Genomic DNA, 14,812 nt, shown 5'->3' with positions numbered 1-14,812 from the left:
GTCGGATTAGTGACTCAGCCTAGTACGCGGCGGTCACGGGGTCGGAGTGGGCGTCGGCGAATCCGTCGCCGTGGGCGACGGCGCGGGTGTCTCGCTCGTCGTCGAGGTCGGGGTCGGGCTCGGTGCGGGTTCGGGAGTTCCGGGGCCCACGGTGTAGTAGGACGCCTGACCCGCCAGGATCCCCAGAAGAAGGATGCCGCCCGCGACGCCGGCGATCACGTTGTCGCGGCGGCGGCGCTGCACCAGCGACGCGTTGAAGCGTCGGCGCGCCTCATAGAGGCGGACGCGCTCCCGTTCCTGTGCGCTTGCGCGCGGCCTGCTCTTGCCCGCTGCCACGGCGATCCTTCCGTCGGGGCTGCGCACGAGCCCAGCCACCTGCAGATTATTCGGCTCGCGCGCTCGCGACAAAACCCGGGGGCCATGCCTCGACCCGGGATGTCGGTGACGGCGATTAGCCTGGGACGATGGCACAGAGTGACGCGCTTTTCCGTGGAGCGACGCCACTGGCCGTCAGGATGCGACCGGCATCCCTCGACGAGGTGGCCGGTCAGACGCATCTGCTGCGCCCCGGTTCGCCGCTCGTCGCCCTCGCAGATTCGGGGCGCGCGACCACCGGCGCGGTGTCCGTGATCCTGTGGGGGCCGCCGGGGACGGGGAAGACGACGCTGGCGCAAGCGATCGCGCGGACGTCGGGCCGTCGGTTCGTGGAGCTGTCCGCGGTGACTGCCGGCGTCAAGGACGTCCGCGAGGTCATGCAGGAGGCGATGACGCAGCGCGACCTCTACGGCGCCTCCACGATCCTCTTCCTCGATGAGATCCACCGCTTCACGAAGGCTCAGCAGGATGCTCTGCTCCCGGGTGTCGAGAACGGGTGGGTCATCCTCATCGCCGCGACCACCGAGAACCCTTCCTTCTCGGTCATCTCGCCGCTGCTGTCGCGGTCGCTTCTGCTCACCCTGCAGCCGCTCACCGATGAGGACCTCGGGATGCTGATCGACCGAGCCGTCAGCGATGCGAGGGGACTCGCGGGTGCGGTCAGCCTGTCGGACGAGGCGCGCGCCGCGTTGGTCCACCTCGCATCCGGTGACGCGCGGCGTGCCTTGACCTCGCTCGAGGCCGCGGCGTCCATGGCTGAGCCCGCGGAGCCGACCGACGAATCGGATGACGGCGCCGAGGAGACCGCCCCGCCGGTCATCACGGCGGAGCACGTCGCGCAGGCCGTCGACCGCGCGCTGCTGCGGTACGACCGGCAGGGCGACGAGCACTACGACGTCATCAGTGCCTTCATCAAGTCGATCCGCGGATCCGACCCGGATGCCGCGATCCACTACCTCGCCCGGATGATCGAAGCCGGTGAGGATCCCCGGTTCATCGCGCGGCGCCTCGTCATCTCCGCCGCAGAGGACATCGGACTCGCCGACCCGCAGGCGCTCCAGATCGCGGTCGCCGCGGCCGACGCGGTTGCGTTCATCGGGATGCCGGAGGGACGCATCCCCCTGGCGGAAGCGACCGCCTACCTCGCGACCACGGCGAAATCGAACGCCGCGTACACCGCGATCAACGCGGCGATCGCGGACGTCCGTGCCGGCGGTTTCGGCCGGGTGCCGATCCACCTGAGGGACGCGCATTACGCCGGAGCGAAGCGCCTGGGTCACGGCAAGGGGTACGTCTACCCGCACGATCTCGATGTCGGCGTCGCGACGCAGCAGTACCTGCCCGACGAACTGCGTGGTCGCCGCTATTACGAGCCGACCGGTCGGGGTGTGGAGCGGGACATCTCCGCCCGACTCGAGAAGATCCGGAAGATCCTCGGTGACTGATCCTCGGTGGGTGCGCGAATCGGGTGAGGTCGTCTACGACGGCTTCACCCGGATCCGGCGCGACGTGTACCGGATGCCGGACGGCGCGCGCGCCGACTGGGACGTCCTCGACCAGGGCGACACGATCGCGGTCATCGCCTTCACCCCGCATGGCACGGTGGTCCTCTTCGATCAATTCCGGGTCGGCCCGCAGCGTGTCATCGCCGAGATCCCCGGGGGCGCCGTCGATCCGGGTGAGTCGCCGCGAGAGGCGGGCGTCCGGGAACTCCGCGAAGAGACCGGCTATCGGGCGGGCATCGTCGTGGAGGCGGGCTCCGAGTGGAGCGGCGCCAACTCGACGCGGCGTCAGCACGTCCTGATCGCCGCGGACTGCGTCCCGGAAGGCCCGCCGGAATGGGATGAGCTCGAGCACGGCACCGTGCGCGAGGTCCCGGATGCCGCCTTCTTCGCCCATCTGCTGTCCGGCGAGCTGAGTGATGCCGGCGTGGCGCTGCGCGGACTCACCGTCTTCGCGCGTGACGCGAACGTCGACGTGGGGCTGGAACCGCTGCAGCGGCGCGTCCGAGCGATGCTGAGCGGCGATGCACCTGCAGCAGGCGGGGCCGATGACCTCGGCCGGAGGATCGACGATGTGTGGGCGGCGGCCGACGAAGAGAAGCCCGACGAGCTCCGCGCCGCGATGAGCGGCGCGCTCGCGGGGACTCCCGGCAGCGACCCTCGAGCCCTGTTCGAGCGTGCGTCCGTCGAGGACTTCCTGGGGGAGGAGGCGGCGGCGATCCCGCTTTATCGCGCGGCGCTCGCTGCGGGGCTCGAGTCTCCCTACGAGACGCAGGCGAGGATCCAGCTGGCGAGTTCCCTGCGCAACGTGGGGGATGCCTCGGGCGCGATCGCCGTTCTGAGGGACGTCCCGCCGACCGACCCGTTGGCGGGCGCCGCGGCCGGCTTCCGAGCGCTCGCCCTGTACGACGACGACAAAGCCGTCCGTGCGCTCCGCACCGCGCTCGCGGCTCTCGCTGACGGGATACCGCTCTACGACCGGGCGCTCCGCGCCTACGCAGCCGAGGTCCGTTCCCGCCCTCGCATCCGCGTGATCTCGGTGGCGGTCGTCATGAGGGACGGGTTCATCCTGGGGGAGCTGTATCCGGCGACGACGGTCCGCCCGGCCTTCTTGCGGGCTCCGGGCGGCGGTGTGGAACCGGGGGAGACGGCCGAGGCGGCCGTCCGCCGGGAGCTCGCAGAGGAACTCGGGGCGACGGTGACGGAGTCGCGGCTCCTCGGGGTCATCGAGAACATCTTCGACAACGAGGGCCGGCCCGGACACGAGATCGCGTACCTCTTCGCGGTGAGCAGTCCCGAGCTCGATGCCCTGAGCGTCGACGAGCGGATCCAGGTTCTCGACGGTGAGACGTCGGTCGGCTGGTACCGGCTCGATGACCTCCACCCGGATGCGTTCCCCTTCTACCCGCCCGGTGCGCTCGATCTGGCTCACGGCCAGGGATGATCCCACCCGTCTGTTAGGCTTAATCGGCTCGAAACCGTGTTTTCGGGCATCCTCTTCTCTCTTTCCCACCTTTCGGCGTGCCCCGGCGTGCAGTCCGAGAGGGCGAGAGACGGCGATACGCCCGTGAGCCGTGAAAGACATGGCCACGTCATGGAAGGAAGATTTCGTGGCAACGAAGTCCCAGGACCGCCGCAAGGTGCGCCTCTCGCGCGCCCTCGGCGTCGCACTGACCCCCAAGGCCGCCCGCTACCTCGAGAAGCGTCCCTACGCTCCCGGTGAGCACGGCCGCACCAAGCGCAAGCAGGACAGCGACTACGCCGTCCGTCTTCGCGAGAAGCAGCGTCTGCGCGAGCAGTACGGCATCCGCGAGAAGCAGATGCGCAACACCTTCAACGAGGCCCGCCGCACGGAGGGTCTGACCGGTGAGAACCTCGTCGAGCTCCTCGAGATGCGTCTCGACTCGCTCGTGCTCCGTTCGGGCTTCGCCCGCACGACGGCGCAGGCGCGTCAGCTCGTCGTGCACCGTCACATCCTCGTCGACGGCCAGCTCGTCGACCGCCCGTCCTTCCGCGTGAAGCCGGGCCAGACGATCCACGTCAAGGCCAGGAGCGAGGCTCTCGAGCCGTTCCAGGTCGCAGCCGCCGGCGGTCACGCCGAAGTCCTGCCCCCGGTTCCCGGTTACCTGTCGGTCGAGCTCGACAAGCTCCAGGCCCGTCTCGAGCGTCGCCCCAAGCGCGCCGAGGTCCCGGTGACCTGTGAAGTCCAGCTCGTCGTCGAGTACTACGCCGCGCGCTAAGCGAGGTTCGACCGCTCAGCGGTTCGAAGGGGCGTCGGGTTCACCCGGCGCCCCTTCTGCTTTGCACCTAACATGGACCCCATGAAGAAAGTCCTCTGGTTCCTGATGGGCATCGTCGCCGGCTTCGTCGCCGCGCACCTGGTCAACAAGGACCCGCGAGGCCAGGAACTCCTCTCCGAGGTCGACCTCCGCATCTCCGAGTTCACCGACCGGATGGGCGAGGCCTACCGGACGCAGGAGGCGAAGATCGAGGGCATCGTCGCCGACGCGCAGGACGCCCTGTCGAAGGATGCCGCGTCCGCCCCGCAGGGCGACTGACCCACTTCCCCATCTCCCGGTCGCGGCCCCTGGGACGCGACCGATCCCGCATGCAGTTTGAGGACACACGATGAAGACCGCTGAGATCGCCCGGCGCTACCTGGACTATTTCGAGAAGCGCGGGCACACGATCGTGCCCTCGGCATCCCTCGTCAGCGACGACCCGGCGCTGCTGTTCACCGTCGCCGGCATGGTCCCCTTCATCCCGTATCTCTCGGGCGATGTTCCCGCGCCCTACAAGCGTGCGGCGGACAACCAGAAGTGCATCCGCACGAACGACATCGAAGAGGTCGGCAAGACCCCGCGTCACGGCACGTTCTTCCAGATGCTGGGCAACTGGTCGTTCGGCGACTACTTCAAGAAGGACGCGATCCGGTACGCCTGGGAGCTCCTCACCACGCCCGACGACGACGGGGGGCTCGGATTCGATCCGAAGGACCTCTGGGTCACCGTCTACGAGGAGGACGACGAGGCGATCCAGCTCTGGCTCGAGCACTCGAGCCTCCCCGAGGAGCGCATCCAGCGCCTGGGCAAGGACACCAACTACTGGACCACGGGGCTTCCCGGTCCCGCCGGCCCGTGCTCCGAGATCTTCTTCGACCGCGGTCCCGAGTACGGCGTCGACGGCGGACCCGCCACGGATGACGACCGCTACGTCGAGATCTGGAACCTCGTGTTCATGCAGTACGAGATCACGAACGTGCGCTCGAAGTACGAGTTCGACATCATCGGGGATCTGCCCGCGCAGAACATCGACACCGGTATGGGGCTCGAGCGCGTCGCGTTCATCAAGCAGGGTGTCGACAACATGTACGAGACGGACCAGGTCCGTCCCGTCCTCGACAAGGCCGTGGAGCTCTCGGGCAAGCGGTACGGCGAGAACCACGACGACGACGTCCGCTTCCGTGTGGTGGCGGACCACATCCGCTCGTCGCTCATGCTCCTGTCCGACGGCGTCACTCCGGCCAACGACGGCCGCGGCTACATCCTGCGCCGTCTCATGCGCCGCGCGATCCGCTCGATGCGTCTGCTGGGCGTCGAGGGACCGACGTTCGCGGAGCTCTTCGCCGTCTCCCGGGACGCCATGAAGGAGTCGTACCCCGTCGTCGAGACCGACTACGCCCGGCTGTCGCAGTACGCTCTGGCCGAGGAGGCGACGTTCCTGCGCACCCTCGCGAGCGGGTCGGAGATCCTCGACACCTCGATCGAGTCGGCGAAGTCCACGCAGTCGACCGCGCTGAGCGGCTCGCAGGCGTTCCTGCTGCACGACACGTACGGCTTCCCGATCGACCTCACGCTCGAGATCGCCGAGGAAGCCGGCCTCACGGTCGACCGCGCCGGATTCGACACCCTCATGAAGGAGCAGCGGGACCGCGCCAAGGCCGACGCCCGCTCGCGCAAGCGTCAGCTCGCCGACACGAGCGTCTACCGCGACTTCCGCGCGCTGGGTGAGACGGTCTTCACGGGATACACGGATCTCGAGACGGAGTCCCGGATCCTCGGCATCCTCGTCGACGGCGCCCCGGCCGATCGTGCCGCGCAGGGGCAGATAGCCGAGGTCATCACCGCCGAGACCGCCCTTTACGCGGAGTCCGGCGGCCAGGTCGCTGACAAGGGCGTCATCGTCGGTCCGGGCTACGAACTCGAGGTCCTCGACGTGCAGAAGCCCGTCCCCGGTCTCATCAGCCACACGGTCGAGGTGACCACGGGCGAGGTCGCCGTCGGTCACGCCGCGACGACGGTGGTGGATGCCGCGAACCGCCGTGCGGCCGCGCAGGCCCACTCCGCCACCCACCTCGTTCACGCCGCTCTGCGCGACACCCTCGGTAAGAGCGCCACCCAGGCGGGCTCCCTCAACCGCGCCGGATATCTGCGGTTCGACTTCTCGTGGGGTCAGGCGCTCTCGCCCGAGACCCGGAGCGAGATCGAGGAGATCGCCAACAACGCCGTCCGCGACGACCTCGAGGTCACGACCCGGGTCATGTCGCTCGACGAGGCGAAGGCCGCGGGCGCCATGGCGCTGTTCGGCGAGAAGTACGGCGACACCGTGCGGATGGTCGACATCGGCGGCCCCTGGTCGCGCGAGCTGTGCGCCGGCACTCATGTGTCCTCGAGCGCCCAGGTAGGGCTCATCAACCTCGTGGGGGAGTCGTCGGTCGGCGCCTCCAACCGCCGCGTCGAGGCCCTCGTGGGTCAGGATGCGTTCCGCGAGCTCGCGGCCGAGCGGGCGATCGTGTCCCAGCTCACCTCGGGACTGAAGATCCCGCGTGACCAGCTGCCCGCCCGCATCGCGGAGCTCCAGGCGAGCCTCAAGGCGGCAGAGAAGAAGATCGCCCAGTTCGAGGCGAAGGCCCTCGGCGAGCGGGTCCCGACTCTTGCGGCATCCGCCGTCTCCGCCGGTTCCTACCGTGTGGTGGCGCAGTCGATCGGCTCGGTCGCCTCCGCAGACGACCTGCGGACCCTCGCGCTGCAGGTGCGCGAGCGTCTCGGTTCCGACGCCGGTGTCGTCGCCCTCGCGGGTGAGGCCGGTGGGCGTCCGATCGTCATCGTCGCGACGAACGAGGCCGCGCGTGCCGCGGGTGCCAAGGCCGGCCTGCTCGCGAAGACCGCTGCCGGTGTGCTCGGCGGCGGCGGCGGCGGCCGTGACGATGTGGCTCAGGGAGGCGGAACGGATGCGTCCGCTCTGCCGACCGCGCTGAGCGGCATCGTCGCGGCACTGGAGGGTGCGACCGCGTGAGCGGTTTCCGTCGCGGGGTCCGACTCGGGATCGACGTCGGGCGAGCCCGCGTCGGGGTCGCCCGGTGCGATCCGGACGGGATGCTCGCCGTCCCCGTCGAGACCGTGCCCCGGGCCGAGACCTCGGTCGCGCGCATCGTCGAGATCGCGCGCGAGTACGACCCGCTCGAGATCCTTGTCGGTCTCCCGATCAGCCTCGGCGGGTCAGAGACCGCATCGACGACGGATGCGCGCGAGTTCGCCACCGAGCTCTCCGCCGCCGTCGATGCGCCCATCCGACTGGTCGACGAGCGGCTGAGCACCGTTTCGGCGAACGCCGTGCTCCGTCAGAACGGGCGTTCGCAGAAGTCGTCTCGTAGGATTGTCGACCAGATCGCCGCGGTCGTCCTCCTCCAGCAGGCGATCGACGTCGAGAAGAGCACCGGTAACCCGGCCGGTGCGGCGCTGTAGGAGACGCAGGAGTCCACCGATGTCCGAGACCCCCTCGCGCGACGACCGCCCCGAGACCTTCCCGGCAGATCCTTCCGCTCCGACGGACGGGGCGATCCCGTCGTCGCGTCGGGCTGCCCGGAGGGCGCAGAGCCAGGAGCCGACGGGGTCGGCGACGGACGCCGGAGCCGTGCCCGGTGGGCAGCGGGAAGAGGCAGCATCCGTTGCTGCTCCACGTCCTCGTCCGGCCGAGCGGGCGACCGCCTCGTCGACCGCCCCGATCGACGCGCTCTTCGAGGACGAGGGACTGAAGGCCCCGTCCGCCGCACCGCATCGGCAGGACCGTGACCGGCGCAAGAGCCGGGTCGCCGCGTGGGGCGTCTTCGTCATCATCATCGCCATCATCGGCGGACTGGTCGGCGGCGGGTTCGCCGTGTTCAACACCTACGAGGATCAGATCCGGAAGGTCCTCGGATGGGAGGAGCCGAAGGATTACGAGGCCGGTCTCGCCGAAGGCGAGGCGAGCGTCACGGTCCTCTCGGGCCAGACGGGTGCCGACATCTCCCGCGCCCTCTTCGATGCGGGGGTCACGAAGACCTCCGACGCGTTCTACTCGTATCTGATCGACAACGGAGAGGATCCGAACGTCCTCAAACCGGGCGTGTACTCCCTGCAGAAGAAGATGACCTCGCAAGCGGCGTTCGAGGCTCTGCTCGATCCCGCGAACAAGCAGGAGTACACCGCCCAGCTGCGCGAGGGCCTGACGGTCGCGCAGTCGGTCCCGCGCATCGCCGAAGGCGTCGGACTGCCCGTCGCCGATGTCGAGGCGGCCGTCAAGGACCCCGCTGCTTACGGGGTGAAGGCGCCGAGTCTCGAAGGATGGCTGTTCCCGGCGACGTACACCTTCAACCCCGGCGTGACCGCGAAAGAGGTCGTTCAGACGATGGTCGACCGGACCATCGCAGCCCTCGACGACGCCGGCGTGCCCGCCGATCAACGGGAGAAGATCCTCACGATCGCGTCGATCATCGAAAAGGAAGGCCGCTACGAGGACGACTTCTACAAGGTCTCCCGCGTGATCCAGAACCGGTTGGATCCTGCGATCAGCGACACCAACGGTCTCCTGCAGATGGACTCGACCGCGCAGTACCCGTTCGCCGACCGCGAGGGCGGGACGAACTCGCGCGCCGAGGAGCTCGCGGACGACAACGGGTGGAACACGTACAAGAAGAAGGGTCTGCCGGTCACCCCCATCGCGAACCCGGGAGAGCTCGCCATGAAGGCGGCTCTGAACCCGGCCGAGGGACCGTGGCAGTACTTCGTCACGGTCAACCTCGACACGGGGGAGACCGTCTTCTCGGCGACCTTCGCCGAGCATGAGAAAGCCGTCGCCCAGTACCAGAAGTGGTGCCGCGACAACCCCGACGGAGGCTGCTCCTGATGACGGCCACCGCCCCGGAGGCCACCGCTCTGGAAGTCTGGGGCGATCCGATCGGGCACAGCCTGTCGCCGGCCATGCACACGGCCGCGTACGCGTCGCTCGGCTGGGAGTGGACCTACGGCCGACGACGCGTCGACCAGGCGTCGTTCGCGGGCGAGCTCGCCGCCCTCGGCGCCGACCACCGCGGACTCTCGCTGACGATGCCGCTGAAGCGCGCGGCGTTCGACGTCGCGTCCGAGCGCGACGTGCGCGCCACCCTTGTCGGTGCGGCGAACACGCTGGTGCGGACGCCCGCGGGGTGGCGGGCGTTCAACACGGATGCCGGGGGCATCGTCGCCGCGCTCCGTGAACAGGGTGTCGAGGCCGTCGACCGCGCACGCATCGTCGGTGCGGGGGCGACGGCATCCGCCGCGCTCGTGGCGCTGTCCGAGCTCGGCGTCCGCGACGTCGAGGTCGCCGCACGTCGCCCTGAGGCGGCGCAGGGACTCGTCGACCTGGGGGAGCGGCTCGGTGTCCGCGTCGTCGCCGCACCGCTCGCGGGCGAACGGACCGACGCCGTCGATGCGACGATCGCGACGCTGCCGGGCGGGGTATCGGTGGATGCCGGGACCGCGGACGCCCTGGCGGCGGCGGGCGGCATGCTCATGGACGTCGTCTACGGTCACTGGCCCACCGACTTGTCCCGGGCGTGGGACCGCGCCGGGCGGCCCGCCTCGGGGGGAGAGGGGATGCTGCTGCACCAGGCGGTCCTGCAGATCCGGGCGTTCGCCACGGGGGGCGTCGACGAACCGCTCCCGCGCGAGCCCGATGTGGTGGCGGTCATGCGCCGTGCGCTCGTGGGAGACTAGACCAATGCTCCGCGTGCTCACCGCCGGCGAATCCCACGGCCCCGAACTCGTCGCCATCATGGAGGGCCTGCCCTCCGGCGTCCCCGTCTCGCTCGACGCGATCCGCGCCGACCTCGCTCGACGCAAGCTCGGCTACGGCCGCGGCTCGCGGATGAAGTTCGAGGAGGACGAGCTGAACCTCTCGGGCGGCGTCCGACACGGTCTCTCGCTCGGCAGTCCGATCGCCCTTCGCATCGGCAACACCGAGTGGCCCAAGTGGGTCGAGGTCATGAACCCCGAGCCCACCGAGTTGAGCGAGCGCTCCCGCGGCCGCGGTGCCGCGCTCACGCGCCCCCGCCCCGGTCACGCCGACCTCGTGGGCATGCAGAAGTACGACTTCGATGAGGCCCGTCCGATCCTCGAGCGCGCCAGCGCCCGCGAGACGGCCGCTCGTGTCGCGCTCGGCGCGATCGCCCGCAGCTTCCTGTCCGAGCTCGGCATCCGCCTCGTGAGCCACACCCTGTCGATCGGTCCCGTGCAGGTGCCCGAGGGGGCGGAGCTCCCCGGTCCCGACGACGTCGACGCGCTCGACGCCGATCCGCTCCGCTGCTTCGACCCGGCGACCTCCGAGCGCATGGTCGCCGAAGTGGATGCCGCGAAGAAGGACGGCGACACCCTCGGCGGCATCGTCGAGGTGCTCGCCTACGGTCTTCCCCCGGGGCTCGGATCGCACGTGCACTGGGACCGCCGTCTCGACGGCAAGCTCGCCCAGGCCCTCATGAGCGTCCAGGCGATCAAGGGCGTCGAGGTCGGCGACGGGTTCGAGACGACGCGTCGCCGCGGGTCCGCCGCGCACGATGAACTCTTCGCGACGGAAGGCGGCATCACGCGCGCCTCCGACCGCGCCGGCGGGACCGAGGGCGGCATGTCGACCGGCACGGTGCTCCGCGTCCGGGCCGGCATGAAGCCGATCGCGACGATCCCGCACGCGCTGCGCACGGTCGACGTGGCCACCGGCGAGACCGCCGCGGCCCACCACCAGCGTTCGGACGTCTGCGCGGTACCGGCGTCGGGCGTCGTCGCCGAGGCGATGGTCGCGATCGTGCTCGCCGATGCCGTGCTCGAGAAGTTCGGCGGTGACAGCATCCGTGAGACGCGTCGCAACCTCGAGACCTACCTCGCGGCGATCCCCGAGACGCTCAAGACGACCCCTGCGTCCGAGGCGGCACTCCTCGCGCATGACCTCGCCTGAGCCGTCGTCGATCGTCCTGATCGGTCCGATGGGGGCCGGTAAGACGAGTGTCGGCAAGCGGGTCGCCAAGCGGCTCGGCCGGACCTTCCACGACACCGATGCGATGGTCGTGAGAGCGCATGGACCGATCGCGGAGCTCTTCGCGACGCAGGGCGAGCCCCGCTTCCGCGAACTCGAGCGCGATGCGGTCGAGGAGGCGCTGTCGCGCGGCGGCGTCGTGTCGCTCGGTGGCGGAGCGGTCCTCGACGAGACAACACGCGAGCGGCTTCGCGCCCATCGCGTCGCGCTCCTCACCGTCGCTCCTCGCGTCGTCGCGCGTCGATTGGGCGAAGCGGCATCCCGCCCCCTGCTCTCGGCGGGCGACGAGACGCCGATCCAGCGCTGGGAGCGCATCTACGCCGAGCGCCGACCACTGTACGAATCCGTCGCCGACGCGACGTTCGACACATCATCCGGGCCACTCGAGAACATCGTGACCGCCATCGCGGACTGGGCCGAGCCCGCCGCCGACATTCCGGGAGTCACCCCATGACCCACACGACCATCAGCGTCACCGGCGCAACTCCCTACGACATCCACGTCGGGCGGGGACTCCTCGCCGGAGTCCGCGATCACCTCGCCCCGACGGTGAAGAAGGTGCTGATCGTCCACACCCCGCGCCTGGGGGCGAAGGCCTCGGAGCTCCGAGACCTCCTCGTCGCCGACGACGCGCTCGAGGTGCTGATCGCAGAGATCCCCGACGCCGAGGACGGCAAGCGCATCGAGGTCGCGGCCTTCTGCTGGCAGGTCATGGGCCAGGCCGACTTCACTCGCACCGACGCGGTCATCGGCTTCGGCGGCGGCGCGGTGACGGACCTCGCCGGGTTCGTCGCGGCATCCTGGCTGCGCGGCGTGCAGATCGTGCAGATCCCGACGACGGTCCTCGGGATGGTGGATGCCGCCGTCGGCGGCAAGACCGGCGTCAACACGGCCGAGGGGAAGAACCTCGTCGGCGCGTTCTGGGCGCCGCGGTCGGTGATCTGCGACCTCGACGTGCTGGACACGTTGCCGCGCAACGAGATCGTCGCCGGATTCGCCGAGGTCGTGAAGGCCGGCTTCATCTGGTTCCCCGAGATCCTCGACATCGTCGAGCGCGACCCCGAGGCCGCCGTCGACCCCTCGACCGACGAGTTCCGCCGCTGCATCGAGCTCGCGATCGAGATGAAGGCGCGTGTCGTGAGCGAGGACTTCCGCGAGGCGGGGCTCCGTGAGGTCCTGAACTACGGGCACACCCTGGGGCACGCCATCGAACACGCCGAGCGGTACCGCTGGCGTCACGGCGCCGCCATCTCGATCGGCATGATGTACGTCGCCGAACTGTCGCGACTGGCGGGGCGTCTCTCCGACGAGGACGTCGCCCGGCACCGTCGCATCTTCGACATGCTCGGCCTCCCGACGACCTACCGCATGGACGGCTGGCAGCACCTTCTGGGCGTCATGCAGCGCGACAAGAAGTCGCGCGCCGGCATGCTCCGCTTCATCGTCCTCGACGCGATCGGCAAGCCGACCGTCATGCAGGCCCCCGACGAGTCACTGCTGTTCGCCGCGTACCAGGAGATCACCGGGTGACGGATGCCGCGGTCCGCCGCATCCGTCTGCAGGAGTGGCGCGAGGTCCGCGACCTCCGCATCCGCGCGGTGAGCGACCCGGCGGCATCCCTCGCCTTCCTGACCAACCGCGAGCAGGAGCTGGCCCGGGACGACGCGCACTGGCAGTCGCGGACCGCGGATGCGGCGATGGGCGAGAACGCGGCGCAGTTCGTCGCGATCTCAGGGGAGAGGTGGATCGGCTCCGTGACGGTCCTCGTGCGGGATGCAGGCGCGACGGACGCGCTCGGACGCGGCGTCGCCGCCCCACGGGCCGAACTCGTCGGTGTCTTCGTCGACCCGGGCCATCGCGGTCGCGGCGTCCTCGACGCCCTGGTGGCGGAGGCATCCGTCTGGGCCGAGACCGCCGGCGCTGACGGGCTCACCCTCGACGTCCACATCGACAACGCCCGCGCGCAGGCGGCCTACCGCCGGCTCGGTTTCACGGCGACCGGGCTCGCCCTCGACACAGAGGTTGGGCGCGAGATCCAGATGCACCGCCCCTCCCACTAGGGTCGTCACGTGTCGACCTCCCGCCGCCTGCTCCTCGTCAACGGACCGAACCTGAACCTGCTCGGCATCCGGGAACCCGACGTCTACGGGCATGCGACCCTCGACGACGTCGTCGCCCTCGTCGAGCGGACGGCCGCGGAGTCCGGCTACGAGGTGCGGGCGGTGCAGAGCAACCACGAGGGCGTCCTCATCGACGCGATCCACGCGGCCCGCACGGACTGCGCGGGGATCGTCATCAACCCGGGCGGGCTGACGCACACCTCCGTCGTGCTGCGCGACGCCCTCTCGGGGGTCGCGCTGCCCGTCGCCGAGGTCCACATCTCCGACGTCTCGGCGCGCGAGCCCTTCCGGCACCACTCCTACGTCGCCGACGTCGCCGTCGTCCACGTGGTCGGCCGAGGGGTCGCCGGGTACGCCGACGCGACCCGCGAACTGCTTTCGACCCTCGCGAGCTGACCGCTTTCCGGGGCGGATGCCGCGGCATCCCGTAGAATCGATCGTCGGCCGCATCGGCCCCGAACTCACCGAACGGAAAATCGCACTCTCATGGCATCCACTGCAGACATCAAGAACGGCGTCGTCCTGTCCATCGACGGACAGCTCTGGAACGTCGTCGAGTTCCAGCACGTGAAGCCCGGCAAGGGTGGCGCCTTCGTCCGCACGAAGCTCAAGAACGTCGTCTCCGGCAAGACCGTCGACCGCACGTACAACGCGGGCGCGAAGATCGAGATCGAGAACGTCGACCGCCGCGATTTCACCTACCTGTACAACGACGGCGACAGCTACGTCTTCATGGACGTCGCCGACTACGACCAGCTGAGCGTGACGGCCACCGTCGTCGGCGACGCCGCCAACTACCTGCTCGAGAACCAGCAGGTCCAGATCGCGCTCAACAACGGCAACCCGCTCTACGTCGAGATGCCGGCCTCCGTCGTCCTCGAGATCACCTACACCGAGCCGGGCTTGCAGGGCGACCGCTCGTCGGCCGGCACGAAGCCCGCCACGCTCGAGACCGGCTACGAGATCCAGGTCCCGCTGTTCGTCGAGCAGGGCACCAAGGTCAAGGTCGACACGCGTACCGGGGACTACCTCGGCCGCGTGAGCTGACCGCGCGATGAGCGCACGGAGCAAGGCGCGAAAGCGCGCCCTCGACATCCTGTACCAGGCCGACATCCGCGGTGACGACCTCGGTGTCACGCTCGCCGCAGAGGCGAAGCGCGCGGCGAACGAACCCGCCCGCGAAGCCTCCTGGCTCTACGCCCGCGAGATCGTCGACGGCGTCATCGACGCTCAGAGCGAGATCGACGAGCAGATCATCACGCACGCGCGCGACTGGAAGCTCGAGCGGATGCCGGCGGTCGACCGCGCGATCCTGCGAATGGGCGTCTGGGAGATCCTGCACAACGACCAGGTGCCGACCGCCGTCGCGATCGATGAGGCGGTGGAGCTCGCCAAGGAGTTCTCCACCGACGACTCCGGCTCGTTCGTCCACGGCGTCCTCGCACGCATCGCGCGCTCCTGAGCCGGGGCCGGATCACCTGGCACATTCACCGA

16 protein-coding genes are annotated in these 14,812 nt (G+C 69.7%); 15 read left to right on the top strand and 1 reads right to left on the bottom strand.

Annotation, left to right across the window (positions count from 1 at the left end; genetic code table 11):
• Window positions 1–33: 33 nt before the first annotated feature.
• Window positions 34–375, bottom strand: a complete 342-nt coding sequence (locus tag Q9S78_RS11600; protein ID WP_311870305.1) for a dioxygenase — start codon at window positions 373–375, stop codon at window positions 34–36.
• 89 nt (window positions 376–464) lie between these two features.
• Between Q9S78_RS11600 and Q9S78_RS11595 the strand changes: the two genes are divergently transcribed.
• The 15 genes from Q9S78_RS11595 to nusB all read left to right on the top strand — a co-directional run bounded on the left by Q9S78_RS11595 (window position 465) and on the right by nusB (window position 14,780).
• A complete protein-coding gene (locus tag Q9S78_RS11595; protein ID WP_081626443.1) occupies window positions 465–1,820 on the top strand; it encodes a replication-associated recombination protein A in 1,356 nt (451 codons plus the stop codon).
• Window positions 1,813–3,321 carry a tetratricopeptide repeat protein gene (locus Q9S78_RS11590; RefSeq protein ID WP_311870302.1) on the top strand — a complete coding sequence of 503 codons (1,509 nt, stop codon included), beginning with the start codon at window positions 1,813–1,815 and terminating at the stop codon, window positions 3,319–3,321. Before Q9S78_RS11595 ends, Q9S78_RS11590 begins: the two co-directional genes overlap by 8 nt.
• Before the next feature lie 139 nt (window positions 3,322–3,460).
• Entirely contained in the window at window positions 3,461–4,117 is a 657-nt protein-coding gene (gene rpsD / locus Q9S78_RS11585) for a 30S ribosomal protein S4 (RefSeq protein WP_376716544.1), read from the top strand.
• A gap of 81 nt (window positions 4,118–4,198) precedes the next feature.
• Window positions 4,199–4,435 carry a hypothetical protein gene (locus Q9S78_RS11580; protein WP_018186732.1) on the top strand — a complete coding sequence of 79 codons (237 nt, stop codon included), beginning with the start codon at window positions 4,199–4,201 and terminating at the stop codon, window positions 4,433–4,435.
• A 70-nt stretch (window positions 4,436–4,505) separates the two neighbouring features.
• On the top strand, window positions 4,506–7,172 hold the full coding sequence (alaS, locus tag Q9S78_RS11575) for an alanine--tRNA ligase (RefSeq protein ID WP_116229121.1): 2,667 nt from the start codon (window positions 4,506–4,508) through the stop codon (window positions 7,170–7,172).
• A complete protein-coding gene (gene ruvX, locus Q9S78_RS11570) occupies window positions 7,169–7,621 on the top strand; it encodes a Holliday junction resolvase RuvX (protein WP_018186734.1) in 453 nt (150 codons plus the stop codon). The genes alaS and ruvX overlap by 4 nt, the downstream gene beginning before the upstream one ends.
• Before the next feature lie 19 nt (window positions 7,622–7,640).
• Window positions 7,641–9,041, top strand: coding sequence for an endolytic transglycosylase MltG (gene mltG, locus Q9S78_RS11565; RefSeq protein WP_311870296.1), 1,401 nt, complete (start codon window positions 7,641–7,643; stop codon window positions 9,039–9,041).
• Entirely contained in the window at window positions 9,041–9,889 is an 849-nt protein-coding gene (locus Q9S78_RS11560; protein WP_311870294.1) for a shikimate dehydrogenase, read from the top strand. Before mltG ends, Q9S78_RS11560 begins: the two co-directional genes overlap by 1 nt.
• Window positions 9,890–9,893: 4 nt before the next feature.
• Window positions 9,894–11,120, top strand: a complete 1,227-nt coding sequence (gene aroC / locus Q9S78_RS11555; RefSeq protein WP_020097306.1) for a chorismate synthase — start codon at window positions 9,894–9,896, stop codon at window positions 11,118–11,120.
• Window positions 11,107–11,652, top strand: a complete 546-nt coding sequence (locus tag Q9S78_RS11550; protein WP_311870292.1) for a shikimate kinase — start codon at window positions 11,107–11,109, stop codon at window positions 11,650–11,652. The genes aroC and Q9S78_RS11550 overlap by 14 nt, the downstream gene beginning before the upstream one ends.
• Window positions 11,649–12,728 carry a 3-dehydroquinate synthase gene (gene aroB / locus Q9S78_RS11545; RefSeq protein ID WP_020097304.1) on the top strand — a complete coding sequence of 360 codons (1,080 nt, stop codon included), beginning with the start codon at window positions 11,649–11,651 and terminating at the stop codon, window positions 12,726–12,728. The genes Q9S78_RS11550 and aroB overlap by 4 nt, the downstream gene beginning before the upstream one ends.
• Window positions 12,725–13,258 (top strand): GNAT family N-acetyltransferase, encoded by a 534-nt coding sequence (locus tag Q9S78_RS11540; protein ID WP_311870290.1) that lies wholly within the window; start codon window positions 12,725–12,727, stop codon window positions 13,256–13,258. The genes aroB and Q9S78_RS11540 overlap by 4 nt, the downstream gene beginning before the upstream one ends.
• A 9-nt stretch (window positions 13,259–13,267) precedes the next feature.
• Window positions 13,268–13,714: a type II 3-dehydroquinate dehydratase gene (gene aroQ / locus Q9S78_RS11535; protein ID WP_020097302.1), complete on the top strand. Its 447-nt coding sequence runs from the start codon at window positions 13,268–13,270 to the stop codon at window positions 13,712–13,714.
• A 90-nt stretch (window positions 13,715–13,804) separates the two neighbouring features.
• The gene (gene efp / locus Q9S78_RS11530) at window positions 13,805–14,365 is read left to right on the top strand and encodes an elongation factor P (RefSeq protein ID WP_018186742.1); all 561 of its coding nucleotides are present in this window, start codon (window positions 13,805–13,807) and stop codon (window positions 14,363–14,365) included.
• Window positions 14,366–14,372: 7 nt separating this feature from the next.
• A complete protein-coding gene (gene nusB, locus Q9S78_RS11525) occupies window positions 14,373–14,780 on the top strand; it encodes a transcription antitermination factor NusB (protein ID WP_018186743.1) in 408 nt (135 codons plus the stop codon).
• Window positions 14,781–14,812: the final 32 nt, after the last annotated feature.

It is taken from the genome of Microbacterium aquilitoris, from assembly GCF_031932285.1.
GTDB classification, from domain to species: Bacteria; Actinomycetota; Actinomycetes; order Actinomycetales; family Microbacteriaceae; genus Microbacterium; species Microbacterium aquilitoris.
The sequence above is the reverse complement of the archived record's forward strand: the minus strand, read 5'-3'. Positions and strand labels throughout refer to the sequence as shown.

Coding starts and splice junctions, on each gene's coding strand:
- Q9S78_RS11595 (WP_081626443.1), top strand. CDS start 465: ATGGCACAGAGTGACGCGCTTTTCCGTGGAGCGACGCCACTGGCCGTC.
- rpsD (WP_376716544.1), top strand. CDS start 3,461: ATGGCCACGTCATGGAAGGAAGATTTCGTGGCAACGAAGTCCCAGGAC.
- Q9S78_RS11580 (WP_018186732.1), top strand. CDS start 4,199: ATGAAGAAAGTCCTCTGGTTCCTGATGGGCATCGTCGCCGGCTTCGTC.
- alaS (WP_116229121.1), top strand. CDS start 4,506: ATGAAGACCGCTGAGATCGCCCGGCGCTACCTGGACTATTTCGAGAAG.
- mltG (WP_311870296.1), top strand. CDS start 7,641: ATGTCCGAGACCCCCTCGCGCGACGACCGCCCCGAGACCTTCCCGGCA.
- Q9S78_RS11560 (WP_311870294.1), top strand. CDS start 9,041: ATGACGGCCACCGCCCCGGAGGCCACCGCTCTGGAAGTCTGGGGCGAT.
- aroC (WP_020097306.1), top strand. CDS start 9,894: ATGCTCCGCGTGCTCACCGCCGGCGAATCCCACGGCCCCGAACTCGTC.
- Q9S78_RS11550 (WP_311870292.1), top strand. CDS start 11,107: ATGACCTCGCCTGAGCCGTCGTCGATCGTCCTGATCGGTCCGATGGGG.
- aroB (WP_020097304.1), top strand. CDS start 11,649: ATGACCCACACGACCATCAGCGTCACCGGCGCAACTCCCTACGACATC.
- efp (WP_018186742.1), top strand. CDS start 13,805: ATGGCATCCACTGCAGACATCAAGAACGGCGTCGTCCTGTCCATCGAC.
- nusB (WP_018186743.1), top strand. CDS start 14,373: ATGAGCGCACGGAGCAAGGCGCGAAAGCGCGCCCTCGACATCCTGTAC.